Raw genomic sequence first — 18,428 nt, 5'->3', positions numbered from 1 at the left:
AGATCGGGTAACCCCCGGCTCCCGGCGGGCACCGGCGCCGGATAGCTGTGGCTGCGTACTTCATCCGACGCGTCTTCGGCGCGGTGCTACTGCTGCTGATCGTCAGCGCAGTCACCTTCGCGATCTTCTTCCTCGTCCCCCGTCTGGCGGGCCAGACGATGGACCAACTGGCGGCCCAGTACGTGGGCAAGGACGCCAACCCCGACACGGTGGCCGCGGTCAAGAAGAACCTTGGCCTCGACCAGCCGCTCTACATCCAGTACTGGGATTTCATCAAGCAGATCGTCGTCGGCGCCGACTACAAGTTCGGCCCGGACACCACGCGCTGCGACGCCCCGTGCTTCGGATACTCCTTCAAGCGGCACGTCGCGGTGTGGCCCGAGATCGTCGCCCGGGTCCCGGTCACCTTCTCCCTCGCCATCGGCGCGGCGGTGATCTGGCTGATCAGCGGCGTCGCCACCGGTGTGGTCTCCGCGCTCAAGCGGGGCTCGCTGCTCGACCGCTTCTTCATGGGCGTCGCCCTCGCCGGCGTCTCCCTCCCGATCTTCTTCACCGGCATGCTCGCCCTCGGTGTCTTCACGGTGCAGTGGCCGATCTGGACCGACGGCATCAATTACGTGCCGTTCACCGAGAACCCCGGCGAATGGGCCTGGAACCTGCTGGTGCCGTGGTGCTCGCTGGCCTTCCTCTACTCCGCCCTCTACGCCCGGCTCACCCGGGCCGGAATGCTGGAGACGATGGGGGAGGACTTCATCCGCACGGCCCGCGCCAAGGGCCTCAAGGAGAGCCAGGTCATCGGCAAGCACGGGCTGCGGGCCGCGCTCACGCCCATCGTCACCATCTTCGGCATGGACTTCGGTCTGCTCCTCGGCGGCGCCGTCATCACCGAGACGGTCTTCTCCTTCCAGGGCATGGGCAAGTACGCCATCAAGAGCGTGCAGGACAACGACCTGCCGATCGTGATGGGCGTGACCCTGACCGCCGCCTTCTTCATCGTCTTCTGCAATCTGCTGGTGGACCTGGTGTACGCCGCCATCGACCCCAGGGTGAGGTACTCGTGAGCGAGGTTTCCAAGACTGCTGGCGCCCCCGGGGAAGTGGTGCCCGCGCAGCGCTCCGGTACCGAGGACACCTTCCTCTCCGTACGTGACCTGCGCATCCACTTCCAGACCGACGACGGCCTGGTCAAGTCCGTCGACGGCGTCAGCTTCGACGTGAAGCCCGGCGAGACGCTGGGTGTGGTCGGCGAGTCCGGCTCCGGGAAGTCCGTCACCTCGCTGGGCATCCTGGGCCTGCACCGCGCGGCGCCCAACGCCCGGATCTCCGGCGAGGTCTGGCTGGACGGCGAGGAGCTCATCGGCGCCGACCCGGACCACGTACGGCGGCTGCGCGGCCAGAAGATGTCCATGATCTTCCAGGACCCGCTCTCCGCGATGCACCCGTACTACACGGTCGGCGCGCAGATCGTGGAGGCGTACCGCGTCCACAACAAGGTCACCAAGAAGGCCGCCCGTACCCGCGCCATCGAGATGCTCGACCGCGTCGGCATCCCGGAGCCGGGCAAGCGCGTCGACTCCTACCCGCACGAGTTCTCCGGCGGTATGCGCCAGCGCGCGATGATCGCCATGGCGCTGGTGAACAACCCGCAGCTGCTCATCGCGGACGAGCCGACGACCGCGCTGGACGTCACCGTCCAGGCGCAGATCCTCGACCTGATCCGGGACCTGCAGAAGGAGTTCGGCTCCGCGGTCATCATGATCACGCACGATCTCGGCGTGGTCGCCGAGATGGCGGACAAGCTGCTGGTGATGTACGGCGGCCGGTGCATCGAGCGGGGCACGGCCGAGCAGGTCTTCTACGAGCCCCAGCACCCCTACACCTGGGGTCTGCTCGGCTCGATGCCGCGTATCGACCGCGACCAGACCGAGCGGCTCATCCCGGTCAAGGGCTCGCCCCCGTCACTGATCAACGTGCCGGACGGCTGCGCCTTCAACCCCCGCTGCCCGTACGCCGACATCCCCAAGGACAACGTCACGCGTACGACGCGCCCCGAGCTGACGGAGACCGGGAACGGGCACTTCTCGGCGTGCCACATGGCGCAGGAGGAGCGGACCCGGATCTGGACCGAAGAGATTGCGCCGAAGCTGTGAGCGACAAGAACGCAACTGCCGAGCCCCTGCTGAAGGTAGAGGGCCTGACCAAGCACTTCCCGGTGCGCAAGGGCCTGCTCCAGCGCCAGACGGGCGCGGTCAAGGCCGTGGACGGGATCTCCTTCGACGTCCTTCCGGGCGAGACCCTGGGCGTGGTGGGGGAGTCCGGCTGCGGCAAGTCGACGATGGGCCGGCTGATCACCCGGCTCCTCGAACCGACCGGCGGCAAGGTCGAGTTCCAGGGCCACGACATCACCCATCTGTCGGCGAGCGGGATGCGGCCGCTGCGCCGTGACGTCCAGATGATCTTCCAGGACCCGTACTCCTCGCTGAACCCGCGCCACACGATCGGCACGATCGTCAGCGCGCCGTTCAAGCTCCAGGGCGTCGAGCCCGAGGGCGGCGTCAAGAAGGAGGTCCAGCGGCTGCTGGGGCTCGTGGGCCTCAACCCCGAGCACTACAACCGCTACCCGCACGAGTTCTCCGGCGGTCAGCGCCAGCGCATCGGCATCGCGCGCGCCCTGGCCCTCAAGCCGAAGCTGGTCGTCGCCGACGAGCCGGTCTCCGCGCTCGACGTGTCGATCCAGGCGCAGGTCGTGAACCTCCTCGACGACCTCCAGGACGAGCTCGGTCTCACCTATGTGATCATCGCGCACGACCTGTCGGTCATCCGGCACGTCTCGGACCGGATCGCGGTGATGTACCTCGGCAAGATCGTCGAGCTGTCGGACCGCAAGTCGCTGTACGAGGCGCCGATGCACCCGTACACGAACGCGCTGATGTCGGCGGTGCCGGTGCCGGACCCGCGGCGCCGGGGCGTGAAGAGCGAGCGGATCCTGCTGAAGGGCGACGTGCCGTCGCCGCTGTCCCCGCCCGCGGGCTGCCGCTTCCACACGCGCTGCTGGAAGGCGACGGAGATCTGCAAGACCCAGGAGCCGCCGCTCCTGGAGCTCCAGCCGGGCCGCCGCGTCGCCTGCCACCACCCGGAGAACGCGCCCGACCAGGCCCCGGACGAGCCGGTGCTCCCGTCGGCCCGGGACGCGATCGAGGTGGTGTCGGTGACGAAGTCCGACGCGCCGGAGGAGCCGAGGGAGCCGGAGGGCTCCGCGGAGACCCAGGAGACCCCGGAGAAGTGACGGGCCGCCTGGGACCCCTGTCCGATGGCAGGACAGGGGTCCCAGGCGCCGCGCTCGATGGGTGCTCGATGGGGTGACCGGCCCGGGAGACCGGTCGCACCACTCTCACGGGTGACAATGTCGCCGTGCTCCAGGAACTGTTCACCCCCTCCGTCCAACACGCGCTCGACCTCGTCGGCATCTTCGTCTTCGCCATCTCCGGCGCCCTGCTGGCCGTCCGCAAGAACTTCGACGTGTTCGGCATCGCCGTGCTCGCCGAGGTCACCGCGCTCGGCGGCGGGCTCTTCCGGGACCTGATCATCGGCGCCGTTCCCCCCGCCGCCTTCACCGATCTCGGCTACTTCCTGATGCCGCTCGTCGCGACGGTCCTGGTGTTCTTCCTGCATCCCGTCGTCGAGCGCACCCAGAGCGCCGTCAACGTCTTCGACGCGGCCGGCCTCGGGCTCTTCTGCGTGACCGGCACGACCAAGGCGTACGAGTACGGCCTCGGCCTCACCTCCTCCGCGGTGCTCGGCCTCGCCACCGCCGTCGGGGGCGGCGTCCTGCGGGACGTACTGGCCAACGAGGTGCCGTCGCTGCTGCGCTGGGACCGTGACCTGTACGCCGTGCCCGCCATCGTCGGCGCGACCATGGTCGTCCTGTGCATCCGCTTCGACAGTCTCAACGCCGCCACCAGCGGGATCGCCGTCCTGACCACCTTCGCCCTGCGCCTGCTCGCCATGCGTTACCACTGGCGCGCGCCGCGCGCCTGGAACCGCCGCTCCTCGACTCAAGAGGAGCCGGAGAAAGCTACCGCTTAGTAGTTTCCTGTTATACGGTGCCGTCATGGCACAGGCAGCTCAAGCACTCATCGGCGACAGCGAGTTCGACCGGGACACCGCTGTCACCCTGCGCGAGCCCGGCGTCTACGACGCGGAGCTCTCGGCGGGGTGGACGATCATCCACGCCGTCAACGGCGGCTACCTCCTCGCACTGCTCGGCCGCGCCCTCGGCGACGCCCTGCCCCACCCCGACCCCTTCACGGTGTCGGCGCACTACCTCACGCCCTCCGCGCCCGGCCCCGCCGTGATCCGCACGGAGGTCGTCCGCACCGGTCGCACGCTCTCCACCGGCCAGGCGTCCCTCTTCCAGTACGACGAGGACGGCACCGAGGTCGAGCGCATCCGGGTCCTCGCCTCGTACGGCGACCTCGACGCACTCCCCGACGACGTACGCACCACCGCCCTGCCCCCGGCGATCCCGCCGCGCGAGCACTGCCTCGGCCCGTCCGACGGCCCCGCGCCCCAGATCCCCGGCTCCTCGGCGATCACCGACCGGCTGGACATCAAGCTGGACCCGGCGACGATCGGCTGGGCGATCGGCGCGCCGTCCGGCAAGGGCGAGATGCGCGGCTGGTTCGGCCTGGCGGACGGCCGCGACGCCGACCCGCTCTCGCTGCTGCTCACGGTCGACGCGCTGCCGCCGACCTCGTTCGAGCTCGGCCTCAAGGGCTGGACGCCGACGGTGGAACTCACCACCCACATCCGCTGCCGCCCGGCCCCGGGCCCGCTGCGAGTCTCGATCACCACGCGCAACCTGGCCGGCGGCTTCCTGGAGGAGGACGCCGAGGTCTGGGACACCGCGGACCGCCTGGTAGCCCAGTCCCGCCAACTGGCCCGCGCGCCGCGCGCCTAGCGCCGAGGGGCTCCCGCCCCTCCCGCACCACCCCGGCCCTGGGGGCCGGAGCCCCGACCACGGCGCCGCTGGGCCGCCGAACTACGCCCGAGGCGCCCCGCCGCGGGCCTGGCGGCGAGGGGCTGCCGCCCCTCCCGCACCACCCCGGCCTTGCCCGGCCGGGCATCCGGCCACGGCGCCGGACGCGCCGTCCCGGCCGGGCGCCCCGCGGCCCCAAGGGGGCCGGGACCCGCTGCCCGCCATCGCGCCAGCAGGCGCCCCGCCCCCGAGGGGGTCGGCTCGGTGGGCGGGCCCGGACGCGACGCCCGCCAGCGCGCCGGGGGGTGCACCGCTCGGTCCCGGCCGCCCGTCCGTACGGGCCGCCGCCGGGCGTCGCCCGGTTCCACCGCCGCGTCACCTCGGTGGCGGGCGCGGACTCGACGCCACCGCGCCGGGCAGGCGCCCGCACCCAGCCGCCCCCGGGTCCCGCACCGGACGGCCCGGTGCCCCACCCTGCCGCCCGCCGCCCAGGCGCCCCGCCGCCCCCGTTAGATTCATGCCGGTGAAGTCCGACCGGCTGCTCTCCATCCTTCTGCTGCTCCAGACCCGTGGGCTCGTCCCCGCCGGGGAGCTCGCCGAGCGGCTCGAAGTGTCCGTGCGGACCATCTACCGGGACGTCGAGGCGCTCTCCGCGGCCGGCGTTCCCGTCTACGCCGAGCGCGGCCGGCACGGGGGGATCGCGCTGCTGCCCGGGTTCCGTACCGATGTCACCGGGCTGACCGAGGACGAGTCACGCGCCCTGTTCGTCCTCGCCGGGCAGGGCGCGCACTCCGCCCTCGGGCTCGACGCCGCCCTCGGCTCCGCCCTGCGCAAGGTGATGGCCGCCCTGCCCGAACCCCACCGGCCCGCCGCCGAGTTGACCAGCCGGCGGATCCTTGTCGACCCCGACCGCTGGATGCGCGCCCGGCAGGCGGACGTCGACCTGGACGTCCTCAACCGCGCCGTCTTCGCCGACCGCCGGCTGCGCCTGGCCTACCGGCACAGCGAAGCCCCCGAGCCCACCACGTACGTCCTCGATCCGTACGGTCTCGTCGTCAAGGCCGGCGTCTGGTACCTCGTCGCCGATCACGACGCCGCCCCCCGCCTCTACCGGGCCGACCGGGTCCAGGCCGCCACCGTGCTCGACGCTCCCGTCCGCCGCCGGCCCGGCGCCGAGCTGGCCGACGTGTGGGCGGTGCTGCGCCGACAGGTCGAGCAGCGCCCCGCGGAGGTCCTCGTCCGCGCCAGGGTTCACCGCGACCGCTTCGACCGGTTCCTGCGGCTGCACGGCGCCCGCCTGACCGGCCCGCCGGAACCGGACGGCGAGTGGACCGGGGTCGAGCTGGCCCTCCCGACCCTCGGCGCCGTACGCCCCCTGCTCGCCTTCGGCGGCAGTCTGGAGGTACTGGAACCCCCGGAGGCCCGCGACCTGCTGGCGGCCGTCGCGGCGGAGGCCGTGGCGCTCTACCGCCCGGCGGCCCGGCAAGGACGGTAACCGGCCAGGTCAGGCACCGCCCGGCGTGGGCCGCGGCTCCCCGCCTCGTAGAATCGACCCACCATGGCTTACCTCGACCACGCCGCGACCACTCCCATGCTGCCGGAGGCGGTCGAGGCGATGACCGCCCAGCTCGCCGTGACGGGCAACGCCTCCTCGCTGCACGGCGCCGGGCGCCGTGCCCGGCGTACCGTCGAGGAAGCACGCGAGACCCTCGCCGCCGCCCTGGGCGCGCGCCCCAGCGAGGTCGTCCTCACCTCCGGCGGCACCGAATCGGACAATCTCGCCGTCAAGGGCCTGTACTGGGCGCGCCGGGACGCCGACCCCCGCCGCACCCGCGTGCTCGCCAGCCCCGTCGAGCACCACGCCGTCCTCGACGCCGTCGACTGGCTCGGCGAGCACGAGGGCGCCACGATCGAGTACCTCCCCGTCGACCGGTACGGCCGCGTCCACCCCGATGCGCTGCGCGAGGCCATCGCCCGCGACCCGGGCAGCGTGGCCCTGGCCACCGTCATGTGGGCCAACAACGAGATCGGCACGGTCATGCCGGTCGCCGAACTCGCCGCCGTGGCCGCGGAGTTCGACGTCCCGATGCACGCCGACGCGGTGCAGGCCGTCGGACAGCTGCCGGTCGACTTCGCCGCCTCCGGCCTCGCCGCCATGACCGTCTCCGGCCACAAGATCGGCGGACCGTACGGCATCGGCGCCCTGCTGCTCGGCCGTGAGTACAGCCCGGTGCCCGTACTGCACGGCGGCGGCCAGGAGCGCCATGTCCGCTCCGGCACCCTCGACGTGCCCGCCGTCGCCGCCTTCGCGGTCGCCGCGCAGCACGCGGCCGAGCACCGCGAGCGGTTCGCCCGCGAGATCGGCGCCCTGCGTGACGACCTCGTCGCCGTTGTCCGCGCCGCCGTCCCGGACGCGCTCCTCGGCGGCGACCCCGTCGACCGGCTCCCCGCCAACGCCCATTTCACCTTCCCCGGCTGTGAGGGCGACTCCCTGCTGCTCCTGCTGGACGCCCAGGGCATCGAGTGCTCCACCGGCTCCGCCTGCACCGCGGGCGTCGCCCAGCCCAGCCACGTCCTGCTCGCCACCGGTCTCGACCCGGACCTCGCCCGCGGCACCCTGCGCTTCACCCTCGGGCACACCTCCACCAAGGAGGACGTGGCCGCCGTCGCCGAGGCCATCGGCCCCGCCGTCGCACGGGCCCGCACCGCCGGCCTCAGCTAGGGCGCGCACCGGCCCCCGGCTCACGCCTTCGCCGGGGCCGGCTCCCGCACCCGGGACGCGGCCCGTACGAGCTTCATGTACCGGTCCCAGTCCCAGTGCGGACCGGGGTCCGTGTGGTCCGTGCCGGGGACCTCGACATGGCCGATGATGTGGTCCCGGTCGACCGGTATCCCGTACCGCCCGCAGATCCCTGCGGTCAGCCGCGCCGACGACGCGTACATCGCCTCCGTGAAGTCCTTGGCCCGGTGCACATAGCCCTCGTGCTCTATGCCGATACTGCGCTCGTTCATGTCCCGGTCGCCCGCGTGGAAGGCCACATCGAGCTCACGGATCATCTGGGCGATGTGCCCGTCCTTACGGACCACGTAGTGCGTCGCGGCCCCGTGCCCCGGGTTCTTGAACACCTTCAGCGCGGTCGGGAAGCTGCCCTGGACGACATGGATCACGACCCGGTCGATGGTGAAGTCGTCCGGACGGTCCGCCCGCCGCCAGTTCGCCCGCGCCGCCGCCGTCCACTGCGCGCCCGGATGGTCGAGCTCGCCCTCGACCCGCTTCTTCTGCGTGCCCGGCAGCCGCCACCAGGCACGTCTGATCTCGTCCCGGGCCAGCAGCGCCGTACCCGCCACGGCGGCCCCGCCACCGATCAGCACCGCACGCCGGCCGATCCCCCGCTTCGGTTCGCTCCCCATGTGACCGTGAACGCATACTCACGTGCCCCCGGTTCCCGCGGGCCCGTACTCTGGTAGGGCTATGACTCAGACTCCCCAGCGCCCCCTCCGTGTGCTCGCCGCCATGTCGGGCGGCGTGGACTCCGCCGTCGCCGCCGCCCGTGCCGCCGAGGCCGGGCACGACGTGACCGGGGTCCACCTGGCGCTCTCGGCCAACCCGCAGTCCTTCCGTACCGGTGCGCGCGGCTGCTGCACCATCGAGGACTCCCGTGACGCGCGCCGCGCGGCGGACGTGATCGGCATCCCCTTCTACGTGTGGGACCTCGCCGAGCGGTTCCGCGCCGACGTCGTCGACGACTTCGTCGCGGAGTACGAGGCCGGCCGCACCCCCAACCCGTGCCTGCGGTGCAACGAGAAGATCAAGTTCGCGGCGCTGCTCGACAAGGCGCTGGCGCTCGGCTTCGACGCGGTCTGCACGGGCCACTACGCGACCGTCGTCCTCAACGAGGACGGCACCCGCGAGCTGCACCGCGCCTCCGACATGGCCAAGGACCAGTCGTACGTCCTCGGAGTCCTCGACGAGAAGCAGCTCGCCCACGCCATGTTCCCGCTGGGCGACACCCTCACCACCAAGGACGAGATCCGGGCCGAGGCCGAGCGCCGCGGTCTGGCCGTCGCCAAGAAGCCCGACAGCCACGACATCTGCTTCATCGCCGACGGCGACACCCAGGGCTTCCTCGCCTCCCGGCTGGGCAAGGCCGAGGGCGACATCGTCGACGAGTCCGGTACGAAGGTCGGCTCCCACGAGGGGGCGTACGGCTTCACCATCGGCCAGCGCAAGGGCCTGCGCATCGGCCACCCCGCGCCCGACGGCAAGCCGCGCTACGTCCTGGACATCTCCCCGGTGAACAACACCGTCACGGTCGGTCCCGTCGAAGCCCTCGACGTCACCGCCCTCACCGCGATCAAGCCCAGGTGGTGCGGCACGGCCCCGGCCGGCCCGGGCACGTACACCGCCCAGCTTCGGGCCCACGGCGGCGAGACCGAGGTCACCGCCGAGCTCGTCGACGGCGAGCTGCGGGTGGCCTTCACCGAGCCGGTACGGGGCGTCGCCCCCGGCCAGGCGATCGTGCTGTACGACGGCACGCGCGTGGTGGGTTCGGCGACGATCGCCACGACCACCCGGCGCGCCGCCGTCTCGGCGTAAGCACCGGCACCAAGCCCGCAGGGCCCGGCCGCTGTCGGTGGCGGGGCCTACGGTAGGGGCCATGAACATCTGCGTCTTCCTCTCCGCGGCCGATCTCGACGAGCGCTACACCACCCCCGCCCGCGAGTTCGCCGAACTCCTCGGCAAGGGCGGCCACGCCCTGGTCTGGGGCGGCTCCGACGTGGGCCTGATGAAGGTCGTCGCCGACGGTGTGCAGGAGGCGGGCGGCCGGCTCATCGGGGTCTCCGTGGACTTCCTGGCCCACAAGGCGCGGCCGGGCGCCGACGAGATGGTGATCACGAAGGACCTCGCCGAGCGCAAGGCGCAGCTCCTGGCGAAGTCGGACGCGATCGTGATCATGGTCGGTGGCACCGGCACCCTCGACGAGGCCACGGAGATCCTGGAGCTGAAGAAGCACGGCCGGACCACCAAGCCCGTCGTGCTGCTCAACACCGCCGGGTTCTACGACGGGCTCAAGGAGCAGTTCCGCCGTATGGAGACCGAGGGCTTCCTGCCGGTGCCCCTGACCGACCTGGTCTTCTTCGCCGAGGACGGCGTCTCGGCCCTCGCCTACCTGGAGGAGAACGCGGGCGTCCAGTGATCCCGCGGGTGATGCGAGCATGGTGCCCATGGCTACCCATCTGATCACCGGCGCGGGCTCCGGCATCGGCGCGGCCGTCGCGCGCCGCCTCCACGAGCGCGGCGACGACCTGGTCCTGCTCGCGCGCGACGCCGGACGCGCCAGGGAACTGGCGGCCGCCCACCCCGGCGCCCGTACGCTCGTCGCCGACCTGGCCGACCCCGACCGCATCTCCTGGGCGCTCGGCCACCAGCCGATGCCGGACCGCCTGGACTCCCTGCTGCACATCGCCGGCATCGTGGACCTGGGCCCGGTGGCCGAGCTGCGCCCCAAGACCTGGCACCAGCAGCTGAACACCAACCTGATCGCGCCCGCCGAGCTGACCCGCCTCTTCCTCCCGCAACTGCGGGCGGCCCAGGGCCATGTCCTCTTCGTGAACTCCGGCGCCGGTCTCAACGCCCACGCGGAGTGGGGCGCCTACGCCGCCGCCAAGCACGGCCTCAAGGCCCTCGCCGACTCCCTCCGCCACGAGGAGCACGGCAACGGCGTCCGGGTCACCTCCGTCTACCCGGGCCGCACGGCCAGCCCCATGCAGGCCAAGGTGCACTCCCAGGAGGGCAAGGAGTACGACCCCTCCCGCTGGATCGACCCGGAGTCCGTCGCCACCGCGATCCTCACGGCGATCGACCTCCCGCGCGACGCGGAGATCAACGACATGACGGTCCGTCCGGGCCGCTGACACCCTCTCCCTGGGCCCCGGCCGCGGACGGCCCGACACCCACGCCGCACCGGCACGTACGCTTCCTGCGTGAGCGACAAGAACGAGTTCGGCTGGGGCCCCGCCACCGGCGTCGGATCGATGCCCGGCGGCGACGCCCGGGAGGCCGCCAAGACCGTGACCGGGTCCTTCGAGGACTTCCCGTACCTCCCGGAGCTGCCCGCCCGCGGGCCCGGCGCCGACATGATCGGGCGGACCATCGGGCTGCTCGTCGAGATGTACGCGCATGTGGAGCCCAGCGGCTGGCGGGTCAGCGACCGGCCCGGCCGGGACACCCGCCGCGCGAGGTCCTGGCTCCGCGAGGACCTCGACGCCCTGGAGGAGTTCACCCAGGGCTATGAGGGCCCGCTCAAGGTGCAGGCCGTCGGCCCGTGGACGCTCGCCGCCGCGCTGGAGCTGCGCGGCGGCGAGGCCGCGCTCGGTGACGCCGGCGCCTGCCGGGACCTCGTCGGATCCCTCGCCGAGGGGCTGCGCGACCACCTCGCCGACGTCCGCAGGCGGATGCCCGGCGCCCGGATCCTGCTCCAGCTCGACGAGCCCTCCCTCACCGCCGTCCTGCGCGGCCAGGTCCGCACGGCCAGCGGCTACCGCACCTACCGGGCCGTCGACCGGCAGGTCGTGGAGAGCGCCCTGCGGGAGGTGATCGGCGCGGCGGACGGGCCGGTGACCGTCCACAGCTGCGCCCCGGACGTCCCCTTCGCGCTGCTGCGCCGGGCCGGCGTTGCCGGCGTCTCGTTCGACTTCGGCCTGCTCACCGAGCGTGACGAGGAGTCGATCGGAGAGGCCGTCGAGGCCGGTACGAAGCTCTTCGCGGGCGTCGTGCCCTCCACCGACACGGCATTGTCAGACCCTGCCGGTAGCGTCATGGGTGTCAGAACGCTGTGGCGCAGGCTGGGGCTGAATCCGGGGACTCTCGCCGAATCCCTGGTGATCACGCCCACGTGCGGGCTGGCGGGTGCTTCGCCCGCCTATGCCCGGGCGGCCCTCGCGCACTGCGTGCGAGCGGCCAGATCGCTCGCGGACAACCCTGAGTAACGGGCTGAAGTAACGGGAGGACGAGACGGTGGCTGTCGAGCAGAGCGCGGACATGCCGGTGCCGACGGAGGCACGGGAGAAGCACGCGCAGCTGGCCGAGCAGGTCGAGGAGCACCGCTTCCGGTACTACGTGAAGGACCAGCCGGTCATCAGCGACGCGGACTTCGACAAGCTGCTGCGCACCCTGGAAGGCCTGGAGGACGAATATCCGGAGCTGCGCACGCCCGATTCGCCGACCCAGAAGGTCGCCGGGGCGTACGAGACCGAGTTCACCGCCGTCGACCACCGCGAGCGGATGCTCTCGCTGGACAACGCCTTCGACGACGCGGAGCTGGCCGCCTGGGCCGAGCGGGTGGCCCGGGACGTCAACACCCCCGACTACCACTTCCTGTGCGAGCTCAAGGTCGACGGCCTCGCGGTCAACCTCACGTACGAGAAGGGGCGGCTGACCCGGGCCGCGACCCGCGGCGACGGCCGGACCGGCGAGGACATCACCCCCAACGCCCGGACCATCAAGGGGATCCCGGACCGGCTGCGCGGCGACCGCATCCCGGACCTCGTCGAGATCCGCGGCGAGGTCTACTTCCCGATGGAGAAGTTCGAGGAGCTCAACAAGCGCCGGGTGGAGGCGGGCGAGCAGCCCTACGCCAACCCCCGTAACTCCGCCTCCGGTTCACTGCGCCAGAAGGACCCCAAGGTCACCGCGACGCTGCCGCTGCGGATGGTGGTGCACGGCATCGGCGCCCGCGAGGGCCTGCGGATCACCCGGCTCTCGGAGGCGTACGGACTGCTCAGGGAGTGGGGTCTGCCCACGGCGGGGCACAACAAGGTCGTCGGCTCGCTCGACGAGGTCCGGGAGTTCATCGCCCACTACGGCGAGAACCGCCACTCGGTGGAGCACGAGATCGACGGCGTCGTCGTCAAGCTCGACGAGATCCCGCTCCAGGGGCGGCTCGGCTCCACGGCGCGCGCGCCGCGCTGGGCGATCGCCTGGAAGTACCCGCCGGAGGAGGTCAACACCAAGCTGGTGAACATCCGCGTGGGCGTGGGCCGCACGGGCCGTGTCACGCCGTACGCGCAAGTGGAGCCGGTGACCGTGGCCGGGTCCGAGGTCGAGTTCGCCACCCTCCACAACCAGGAGGTGGTCAAGGCCAAGGGCGTGCTCATCGGCGACACCGTCGTCCTGCGCAAGGCAGGTGACGTGATCCCGGAGATCCTCGGTCCGGTGGCGGACCTGCGGGACGGCAGCGAGCGGGAGTTCGTGATGCCGACCGAGTGCCCCGAGTGCGGGACACCGCTGCGGGCCATGAAGGAGGGCGACATCGACATCCGTTGCCCCAACGCCCGCACCTGCCCCGCGCAGTTGCGTGAACGTCTCTTCTATCTCGCCGGGCGCGAGTGCCTGGACATCGAGGCGTTCGGCGCGGTGGCGGCCGCGGCGCTCACCCGGCCGCTGGAGCCGGCGGAGCCGCCGCTGGTCGACGAGGGCGACCTCTTCGACCTGACGATCGAACAGCTGCTGCCGATCAAGGCGTACGTCCTGGACGCGGACAGCGGGCTGCCCAAGCGCGACCCGAAGACGGGCGAGGAGAAGGTCGTCACCGTCTTCGCCAACCAGAAGGGCGAGCCGAAGAAGAACGCCCTGGCGATGCTGGAGAACATCTCGGCGGCCCGGCAGCGCCCGCTCGCCCGGATCATCAACGGCCTGTCGATCCGCCATGTCGGCCCGGTCGCCGCCCAGGCGCTGGCCCGGGAGTTCCGCTCGATCGAGCGGATCGAGCAGGCCACCGAGGCGGAGCTCGCGGCCGTCGACGGCGTCGCCGGCATCATCGCCACGGCGGTCAAGGAATGGTTCGCCGAGGACTGGCACCGCGAGATCCTGCGCAAGTGGCGTGCCGCCGGGGTCCGGATGGAGGAGGAGGGCACCGGCGAGGACGAGGGACCGCGTCCACTGGAGGGGCTCACGGTCGTCGTGACCGGCACTCTGGAGAACCACACCCGGGATGGCGCAAAAGAGGCGCTGCAGAGCCGCGGAGCGAAGGTGACCGGTTCCGTTTCGAAGAAGACGTCCTTCGTAGTTGTCGGTGACAACCCCGGTTCCAAGTACGACAAAGCCATGCAGCTGAAGGTTCCGGTTCTGGACGAGAACGGCTTCGCGGTCCTGCTCGAACAGGGTCCGGACGCCGCTCGCGAGGCGGCACTCCCCATCGCCGGGTGAGGTTCTGGGCGCTGAGCGGGTATCACCCGTTCAGCGCATACCAGATGGATACGGGTGGCCGGGTCGCATTCGGGCAAGACCTGTAGAGCGCTGCCCGTCGAAGCCTTCCGCGGCCTACTGTTGAGACGTGCGCCTGTCATGCACGGCTGCGTGGTGGGATTTCCGCCGTGGTGGCATGACAACGGGCCATCACGTGGCATCGGCACCGCCGGCTGTGAGAGGGACGGGAATGAAACCGACCGAGAGTGCCGCACCGGTCTCCCGGCCGCGTGGTCGCGCGGCCATCGTGGGCATCACGTCCGGACTGCCCGGCGTCATGCTGGGCGTCGCCGCCATCCTGCTCGGCACCGGAATCTACCGAGCCGTGAGCGAGGGCCACGCCCTCTTCCCGAGCGGCGCCGAAGGCTGGTCCCTCGCCGTCCTCACCGGCCTCATCGCCGGCCACCTCGTCGCCCTCGGCCGGGACCGCTGGTGGGGCGGCACCGGCTCCGGCGCCGCCCTCACCCTCGCCGTCCTGCTGCTGTACGGCTGGGTGCCCGCCGGACTCGTCAGCCTCGCCGTCGTCGTCCTGGTCGGCGCCGCCCGCCGGCACCGCTGGCGCCAGGGCCTGCTGCACGGCGCCACGGACGTCCTCGGCATAGGCGGCGCGGCGCTGATACTCGCCGCCTTCGGAGACGTACCCACCGTGGAGGAGCCCTGGCGGCCCGGGGCGTGGGGCTGGGACGCCGTCCCCGAGGTGGTCCTCGCGGCCTTCGCCTACCTCGCCGTCACCCGGCTGCTGCTGTGGTGCGCCCTCACCCCCCAGGGCGGCAGGCTGCCCACCGTCGCCCGGACGGCCCTGCTCCGCCAAGGCCTGGTGGCCGTCGCCCTGCTCGGCATCGCCCCGCTGATCTGCGTGGTCGCCATGTCCGTGCCGATCCTGCTGCCGCTTTTCGCCGTGCCCCTGATCGCCCTGGACTCCACGCTCTGGATAGCCCGGGCCCGCGCCGAGGAGCAGCTGCGCGACCCGCTCACCGGCCTGCCCAACCGTCAGTGGCTCCTGGAGCGGACCTGGACGGCGCTGGAGCAGGCCGAAGGGGACGGAGCCCGCTCCGCCCTCGTCCTGATCGACCTCGATCGCTTCCGATCGGTCAACGACACCCTCGGGCACCTCGCGGGCGACCGCCTGCTGCTCCAGATAGCCGAGCGGCTGCGCCTCGCCCTGCCCCGGGGCGCGGAGGCCGCCCGCCTCGGCGGCGACGAGTTCGCCGTACTCCTGCCCACCGCGGATTCCACCACCAGCGCCCAGCGCGTCGCCCGCCACCTCGTCGCCGAGCTCTCCTCGCCCCTCGACCTCGACGGGCTGACCCTCGTCCTCGAGGCCAGCGCCGGTGTCGCCGTCTTCCCCGACCACGCCCTCGACGCGGAGGGTCTGCTGCGCCGCGCCGACGTGGCGATGTACCAGGCGAAGCGTGACCGCACCGGCGTCGAGGTCTACGAGTCCAAGCGCGACTCCAACACCCCCGACCGCCTCGGCCTCCTCGGCGACCTGCGCCGCGCGCTCGACGCGGGCGAGGTCGAGCTCCACTACCAGCCCAAGGTCGGCTTCGACGGCCACGTCGCCGGTCTGGAGGCGCTCGTGCGCTGGGTGCACCCCGAGCGCGGCCGGGTCCCTCCCGACGAGTTCATCGCCATCGCCGAGTCCTCCGGGCTGATGCCGCACCTCACCGAGTACGTCCTGGAGACCGCCCTCGCCCAGGTGGCCCGCTGGCGGGCACAGGGCCTCTTCGTCCCCGTCGCCGTGAACGTCTCGCCCCGCGACGTCCACACCCCCGGCTTCGCCGGGGCCGTCGCGGCGCGGCTCGCCCGGCACGGCGTCCCGGCCGGCTCGCTCCAGCTGGAGATAACGGAACACGTCCTCCTGGAGGACCCCCAGCGCGCCGCCGACACCATGGCCGGGCTCACCGGCCACGGCGTCAAGATGTCCCTGGACGACTTCGGCACGGGCTACTCCTCCCTGGTCCACCTGCGCCGCCTCCCGGTCAGCGAGCTCAAGATCGACCGCTCCTTCGTGGCCCGGCTCGCCGTCGACACCGAGGACGCCGAGATCGTCCGCTGCACCGTCGACCTGGCCCACTCCCTGGGCCTCCTGGTCGTCGCAGAGGGCGTCGAGGACGACGAGACCTGGGAGCGCCTGCGCGATCTCGGCTGCGACGCCGTCCAGGGCTGGCTCGTCGCCGCGGCGATGCCCCCGGACGAGACGACCGCCTGGCTCCGCGCCCGCGGCGAACGCGGCTGGCACCGCCCCTCGGAGCTCGCGGCCGCGGACCCGGCGGAGGCTGACCAGGTCGTGCAGTGACACCCTCGGGCGGGGCGCCCGGGCAAACCGTTTCACGGTCATGCGGCCGGGCCCCATAGGATTGGGCTCAAAGCCCAAAAACACCAACCCCAGAGGATCGCTGCATGCCTGGCATCACGCGCGAGGAGGTACTCCACCTCGCACGGCTGGCGCGCCTTGAGCTGTCCGGCTCCGAGCTCGATCACTTCGCCGGTCAGCTCGACGACATCATCGGCGCGGTCGCCCGCGTCTCCGAGGTCGCCGACCAAGACGTCCCGCCGACCTCCCACCCGCTGCCGCTGACCAACGTCATGCGCGCGGACGAGGTCCGTCCGTCGCTCACCCCCGAGCAGGCGCTCTCCGGCGCCCCGGCCCAGGAGCAGCAGCGTTTCAAGGTGCCGCAGATCCTGGGGGAGGACTAATCACATGACGGACAGCACCATCATCAAGCTCACCGCCGCCGAGATCGCCGAGAAGATCGCCTCCGGCGAGCTCACGGCCGTCGAGGTCACCGAGGCCCACCTCGCCCGGATCGACGCCGTCGACGAGAAGGTCAACGCCTTCCTCCACGTCGACCGCGAGGGCGCCCTCGCCCAGGCCCGTGCCGTCGACGCCAAGCGCGCGGCCGGCGAGAAGCTGGGCCCGCTCGCCGGTGTCCCGCTCGCCCTGAAGGACATCTTCACCACCGTGGGCGTGCCCACGACCGTCGGTTCGAAGATCCTCGAAGGCTGGCTCCCGCCGTACGACGCCACCCTGACGCGCAAGCTGAAGGAAGCCGACGTCGTCATCCTCGGCAAGACCAACATGGACGAGTTCGCCATGGGGTCCTCCACCGAGAACAGCGCCTACGGCCCCACTGGCAACCCCTGGGACCTCACCCGGATCCCCGGCGGCTCCGGCGGCGGCTCCTCCGCCGCCCTCGCCTCGTACGAGGCCCCGCTCGCCATCGGCACGGACACCGGCGGCTCCATCCGCCAGCCCGCCGCCGTCACCGGCACCGTCGGCGTCAAGCCGACCTACGGCGGCGTGTCCCGCTACGGCATGGTGGCCTTCAGCTCCAGCCTCGACCAGGGCGGCCCCTGCGCCCGTACGGTCCTGGACGCCGCCCTCCTGCACGAGGTCATCGCCGGCCACGACCCGCTCGACTCCACCTCCATCGACGCCCCGGTCCCGCCGGTCGTCGAGGCCGCCCGCAACGGCTCGGTCGCGGGGATGCGCGTCGGCGTCGTCAAGCAGTTCCGCGGCGAGGGCTACCAGGCCGGTGTGGTGCAGCGCTTCGACGAGTCCGTCGAGCTCCTCAAGGAGCTCGGCGCCGAGATCGTCGAGCTCGACTGCCCCTCCTTCGACCTGGCGCTCTCCGCGTACTACCTGATCGCCCCCTCGGAGTGCTCCTCCAACCTCGCCCGCTTCGACGCCATGCGCTACGGCCTGCGGGTCGGCGACGACGGCACGAAGTCGGCCGAGGAGGTCACCGCCCTCACCCGTGAGGCCGGCTTCGGCGACGAGGTCAAGCGCCGCATCATCCTCGGTACGTACGCGCTCAGCTCCGGCTACTACGACGCGTACTACGGCTCGGCCCAGAAGGTCCGTACGCTCATCACCCAGGAATTCGAGCGCGCCTTCGAGCAGGTCGACGTGATCGTCTCCCCGACGACCCCGACCACCGCCTTCCCGATCGGCGAGCGCGCCGACGACCCGATGGCGATGTACCTGGCCGACCTGTGCACCATTCCGACCAACCTGGCCGGCAACGCCGCCATGTCGCTGCCCTGCGGGCTGGCGCCCGAGGACGGCCTGCCGGTCGGACTGCAGATCATCGCCCCCGCCATGAAGGACGACCGGCTGTACAAGGTCGGCGCCGCCGTCGAGGCCGCCTTCGTGGAAAAGTGGGGTCACCCGCTGCTTGAGGAGGCTCCGTCGCTGTGA

At 72.0% G+C, this 18,428-nt stretch carries 16 protein-coding genes; 15 read left to right on the top strand and 1 reads right to left on the bottom strand.

The features are described 5' to 3' along the window. The first annotated feature begins 47 nt into the window (after positions 1-47). The 7 genes from ACZ7LT_RS20820 to ACZ7LT_RS20790 all read left to right on the top strand — a co-directional run bounded on the left by ACZ7LT_RS20820 (position 48) and on the right by ACZ7LT_RS20790 (position 7,699). Entirely contained in the window at positions 48-1,061 is a 1,014-nt protein-coding gene (locus ACZ7LT_RS20820; protein WP_471237541.1) for an ABC transporter permease, read from the top strand. After that, positions 1,058-2,149 carry an ABC transporter ATP-binding protein gene (locus ACZ7LT_RS20815; protein ID WP_471237540.1) on the top strand — a complete coding sequence of 364 codons (1,092 nt, stop codon included), beginning with the start codon at positions 1,058-1,060 and terminating at the stop codon, positions 2,147-2,149. The genes ACZ7LT_RS20820 and ACZ7LT_RS20815 overlap by 4 nt, the downstream gene beginning before the upstream one ends. After that, positions 2,146-3,285, top strand: a complete 1,140-nt coding sequence (locus ACZ7LT_RS20810) for an ABC transporter ATP-binding protein (RefSeq protein ID WP_471237539.1) — start codon at positions 2,146-2,148, stop codon at positions 3,283-3,285. The genes ACZ7LT_RS20815 and ACZ7LT_RS20810 overlap by 4 nt, the downstream gene beginning before the upstream one ends. A 125-nt stretch (positions 3,286-3,410) precedes the next feature. After that, positions 3,411-4,085, top strand: coding sequence for a trimeric intracellular cation channel family protein (locus ACZ7LT_RS20805; protein WP_471237538.1), 675 nt, complete (start codon positions 3,411-3,413; stop codon positions 4,083-4,085). Positions 4,086-4,110: 25 nt separating this feature from the next. Continuing rightward, positions 4,111-4,959: a thioesterase family protein gene (locus ACZ7LT_RS20800; protein WP_471237537.1), complete on the top strand. Its 849-nt coding sequence runs from the start codon at positions 4,111-4,113 to the stop codon at positions 4,957-4,959. A 541-nt stretch (positions 4,960-5,500) separates the two neighbouring features. Then, entirely contained in the window at positions 5,501-6,472 is a 972-nt protein-coding gene (locus ACZ7LT_RS20795) for a helix-turn-helix transcriptional regulator (protein WP_471237536.1), read from the top strand. Between the two features lie 63 nt (positions 6,473-6,535). Then, positions 6,536-7,699 carry a cysteine desulfurase family protein gene (locus ACZ7LT_RS20790; protein WP_471237535.1) on the top strand — a complete coding sequence of 388 codons (1,164 nt, stop codon included), beginning with the start codon at positions 6,536-6,538 and terminating at the stop codon, positions 7,697-7,699. A 20-nt stretch (positions 7,700-7,719) separates the two neighbouring features. On the opposite strand, the gene ACZ7LT_RS20785 is transcribed toward ACZ7LT_RS20790, so the two are convergent. Beyond that, complete coding sequence (locus ACZ7LT_RS20785; RefSeq protein WP_471237534.1) at positions 7,720-8,388, bottom strand: N-acetylmuramoyl-L-alanine amidase; 669 nt, start codon at positions 8,386-8,388, stop codon at positions 7,720-7,722. A gap of 61 nt (positions 8,389-8,449) precedes the next feature. Here ACZ7LT_RS20785 and mnmA point away from each other — a divergent pair, with 61 nt between their 5' ends. The 8 genes from mnmA to gatA all read left to right on the top strand — a co-directional run bounded on the left by mnmA (position 8,450) and on the right by gatA (position 18,428). Beyond that, positions 8,450-9,574 carry a tRNA 2-thiouridine(34) synthase MnmA gene (gene mnmA, locus ACZ7LT_RS20780; protein WP_471237533.1) on the top strand — a complete coding sequence of 375 codons (1,125 nt, stop codon included), beginning with the start codon at positions 8,450-8,452 and terminating at the stop codon, positions 9,572-9,574. Between the two features lie 61 nt (positions 9,575-9,635). Then, positions 9,636-10,175 (top strand): LOG family protein, encoded by a 540-nt coding sequence (locus tag ACZ7LT_RS20775; RefSeq protein ID WP_471237532.1) that lies wholly within the window; start codon positions 9,636-9,638, stop codon positions 10,173-10,175. 28 nt (positions 10,176-10,203) lie between these two features. Next, a complete protein-coding gene (locus ACZ7LT_RS20770) occupies positions 10,204-10,893 on the top strand; it encodes an SDR family oxidoreductase (RefSeq protein ID WP_471237531.1) in 690 nt (229 codons plus the stop codon). Between the two features lie 69 nt (positions 10,894-10,962). Then, complete coding sequence (locus tag ACZ7LT_RS20765) at positions 10,963-11,967, top strand: methionine synthase (protein WP_471237530.1); 1,005 nt, start codon at positions 10,963-10,965, stop codon at positions 11,965-11,967. A gap of 28 nt (positions 11,968-11,995) precedes the next feature. Then, on the top strand, positions 11,996-14,185 hold the full coding sequence (gene ligA / locus ACZ7LT_RS20760) for an NAD-dependent DNA ligase LigA (protein WP_471237529.1): 2,190 nt from the start codon (positions 11,996-11,998) through the stop codon (positions 14,183-14,185). A 229-nt stretch (positions 14,186-14,414) separates the two neighbouring features. After that, complete coding sequence (locus tag ACZ7LT_RS20755; RefSeq protein WP_471237528.1) at positions 14,415-16,523, top strand: putative bifunctional diguanylate cyclase/phosphodiesterase; 2,109 nt, start codon at positions 14,415-14,417, stop codon at positions 16,521-16,523. 104 nt (positions 16,524-16,627) lie between these two features. After that, entirely contained in the window at positions 16,628-16,924 is a 297-nt protein-coding gene (gene gatC, locus ACZ7LT_RS20750; protein WP_019889657.1) for an Asp-tRNA(Asn)/Glu-tRNA(Gln) amidotransferase subunit GatC, read from the top strand. A gap of 4 nt (positions 16,925-16,928) precedes the next feature. Further along, positions 16,929-18,428 carry an Asp-tRNA(Asn)/Glu-tRNA(Gln) amidotransferase subunit GatA gene (gene gatA / locus ACZ7LT_RS20745; protein WP_019889658.1) on the top strand — a complete coding sequence of 500 codons (1,500 nt, stop codon included), beginning with the start codon at positions 16,929-16,931 and terminating at the stop codon, positions 18,426-18,428.

The organism is Streptomyces sp. NPDC039465, assembly GCF_055639315.1.
This window is presented reverse-complemented; position numbering and strand designations above follow the sequence as displayed.

What these genes read in the sequence shown, in the direction of transcription:
- mnmA (WP_471237533.1), top strand. Translation starts at nt 8,450, where the DNA reads ATGACTCAGACTCCCCAGCGCCCCCTCCGTGTGCTCGCCGCCATGTCG.
- ACZ7LT_RS20785 (WP_471237534.1), bottom strand. Translation starts at nt 8,388, where the DNA reads ATGGGGAGCGAACCGAAGCGGGGGATCGGCCGGCGTGCGGTGCTGATC.
- ACZ7LT_RS20790 (WP_471237535.1), top strand. Translation starts at nt 6,536, where the DNA reads ATGGCTTACCTCGACCACGCCGCGACCACTCCCATGCTGCCGGAGGCG.
- gatC (WP_019889657.1), top strand. Translation starts at nt 16,628, where the DNA reads ATGCCTGGCATCACGCGCGAGGAGGTACTCCACCTCGCACGGCTGGCG.
- ACZ7LT_RS20770 (WP_471237531.1), top strand. Translation starts at nt 10,204, where the DNA reads ATGGCTACCCATCTGATCACCGGCGCGGGCTCCGGCATCGGCGCGGCC.
- ACZ7LT_RS20775 (WP_471237532.1), top strand. Translation starts at nt 9,636, where the DNA reads ATGAACATCTGCGTCTTCCTCTCCGCGGCCGATCTCGACGAGCGCTAC.
- gatA (WP_019889658.1), top strand. Translation starts at nt 16,929, where the DNA reads ATGACGGACAGCACCATCATCAAGCTCACCGCCGCCGAGATCGCCGAG.
- ACZ7LT_RS20755 (WP_471237528.1), top strand. Translation starts at nt 14,415, where the DNA reads ATGAAACCGACCGAGAGTGCCGCACCGGTCTCCCGGCCGCGTGGTCGC.
- ACZ7LT_RS20800 (WP_471237537.1), top strand. Translation starts at nt 4,111, where the DNA reads ATGGCACAGGCAGCTCAAGCACTCATCGGCGACAGCGAGTTCGACCGG.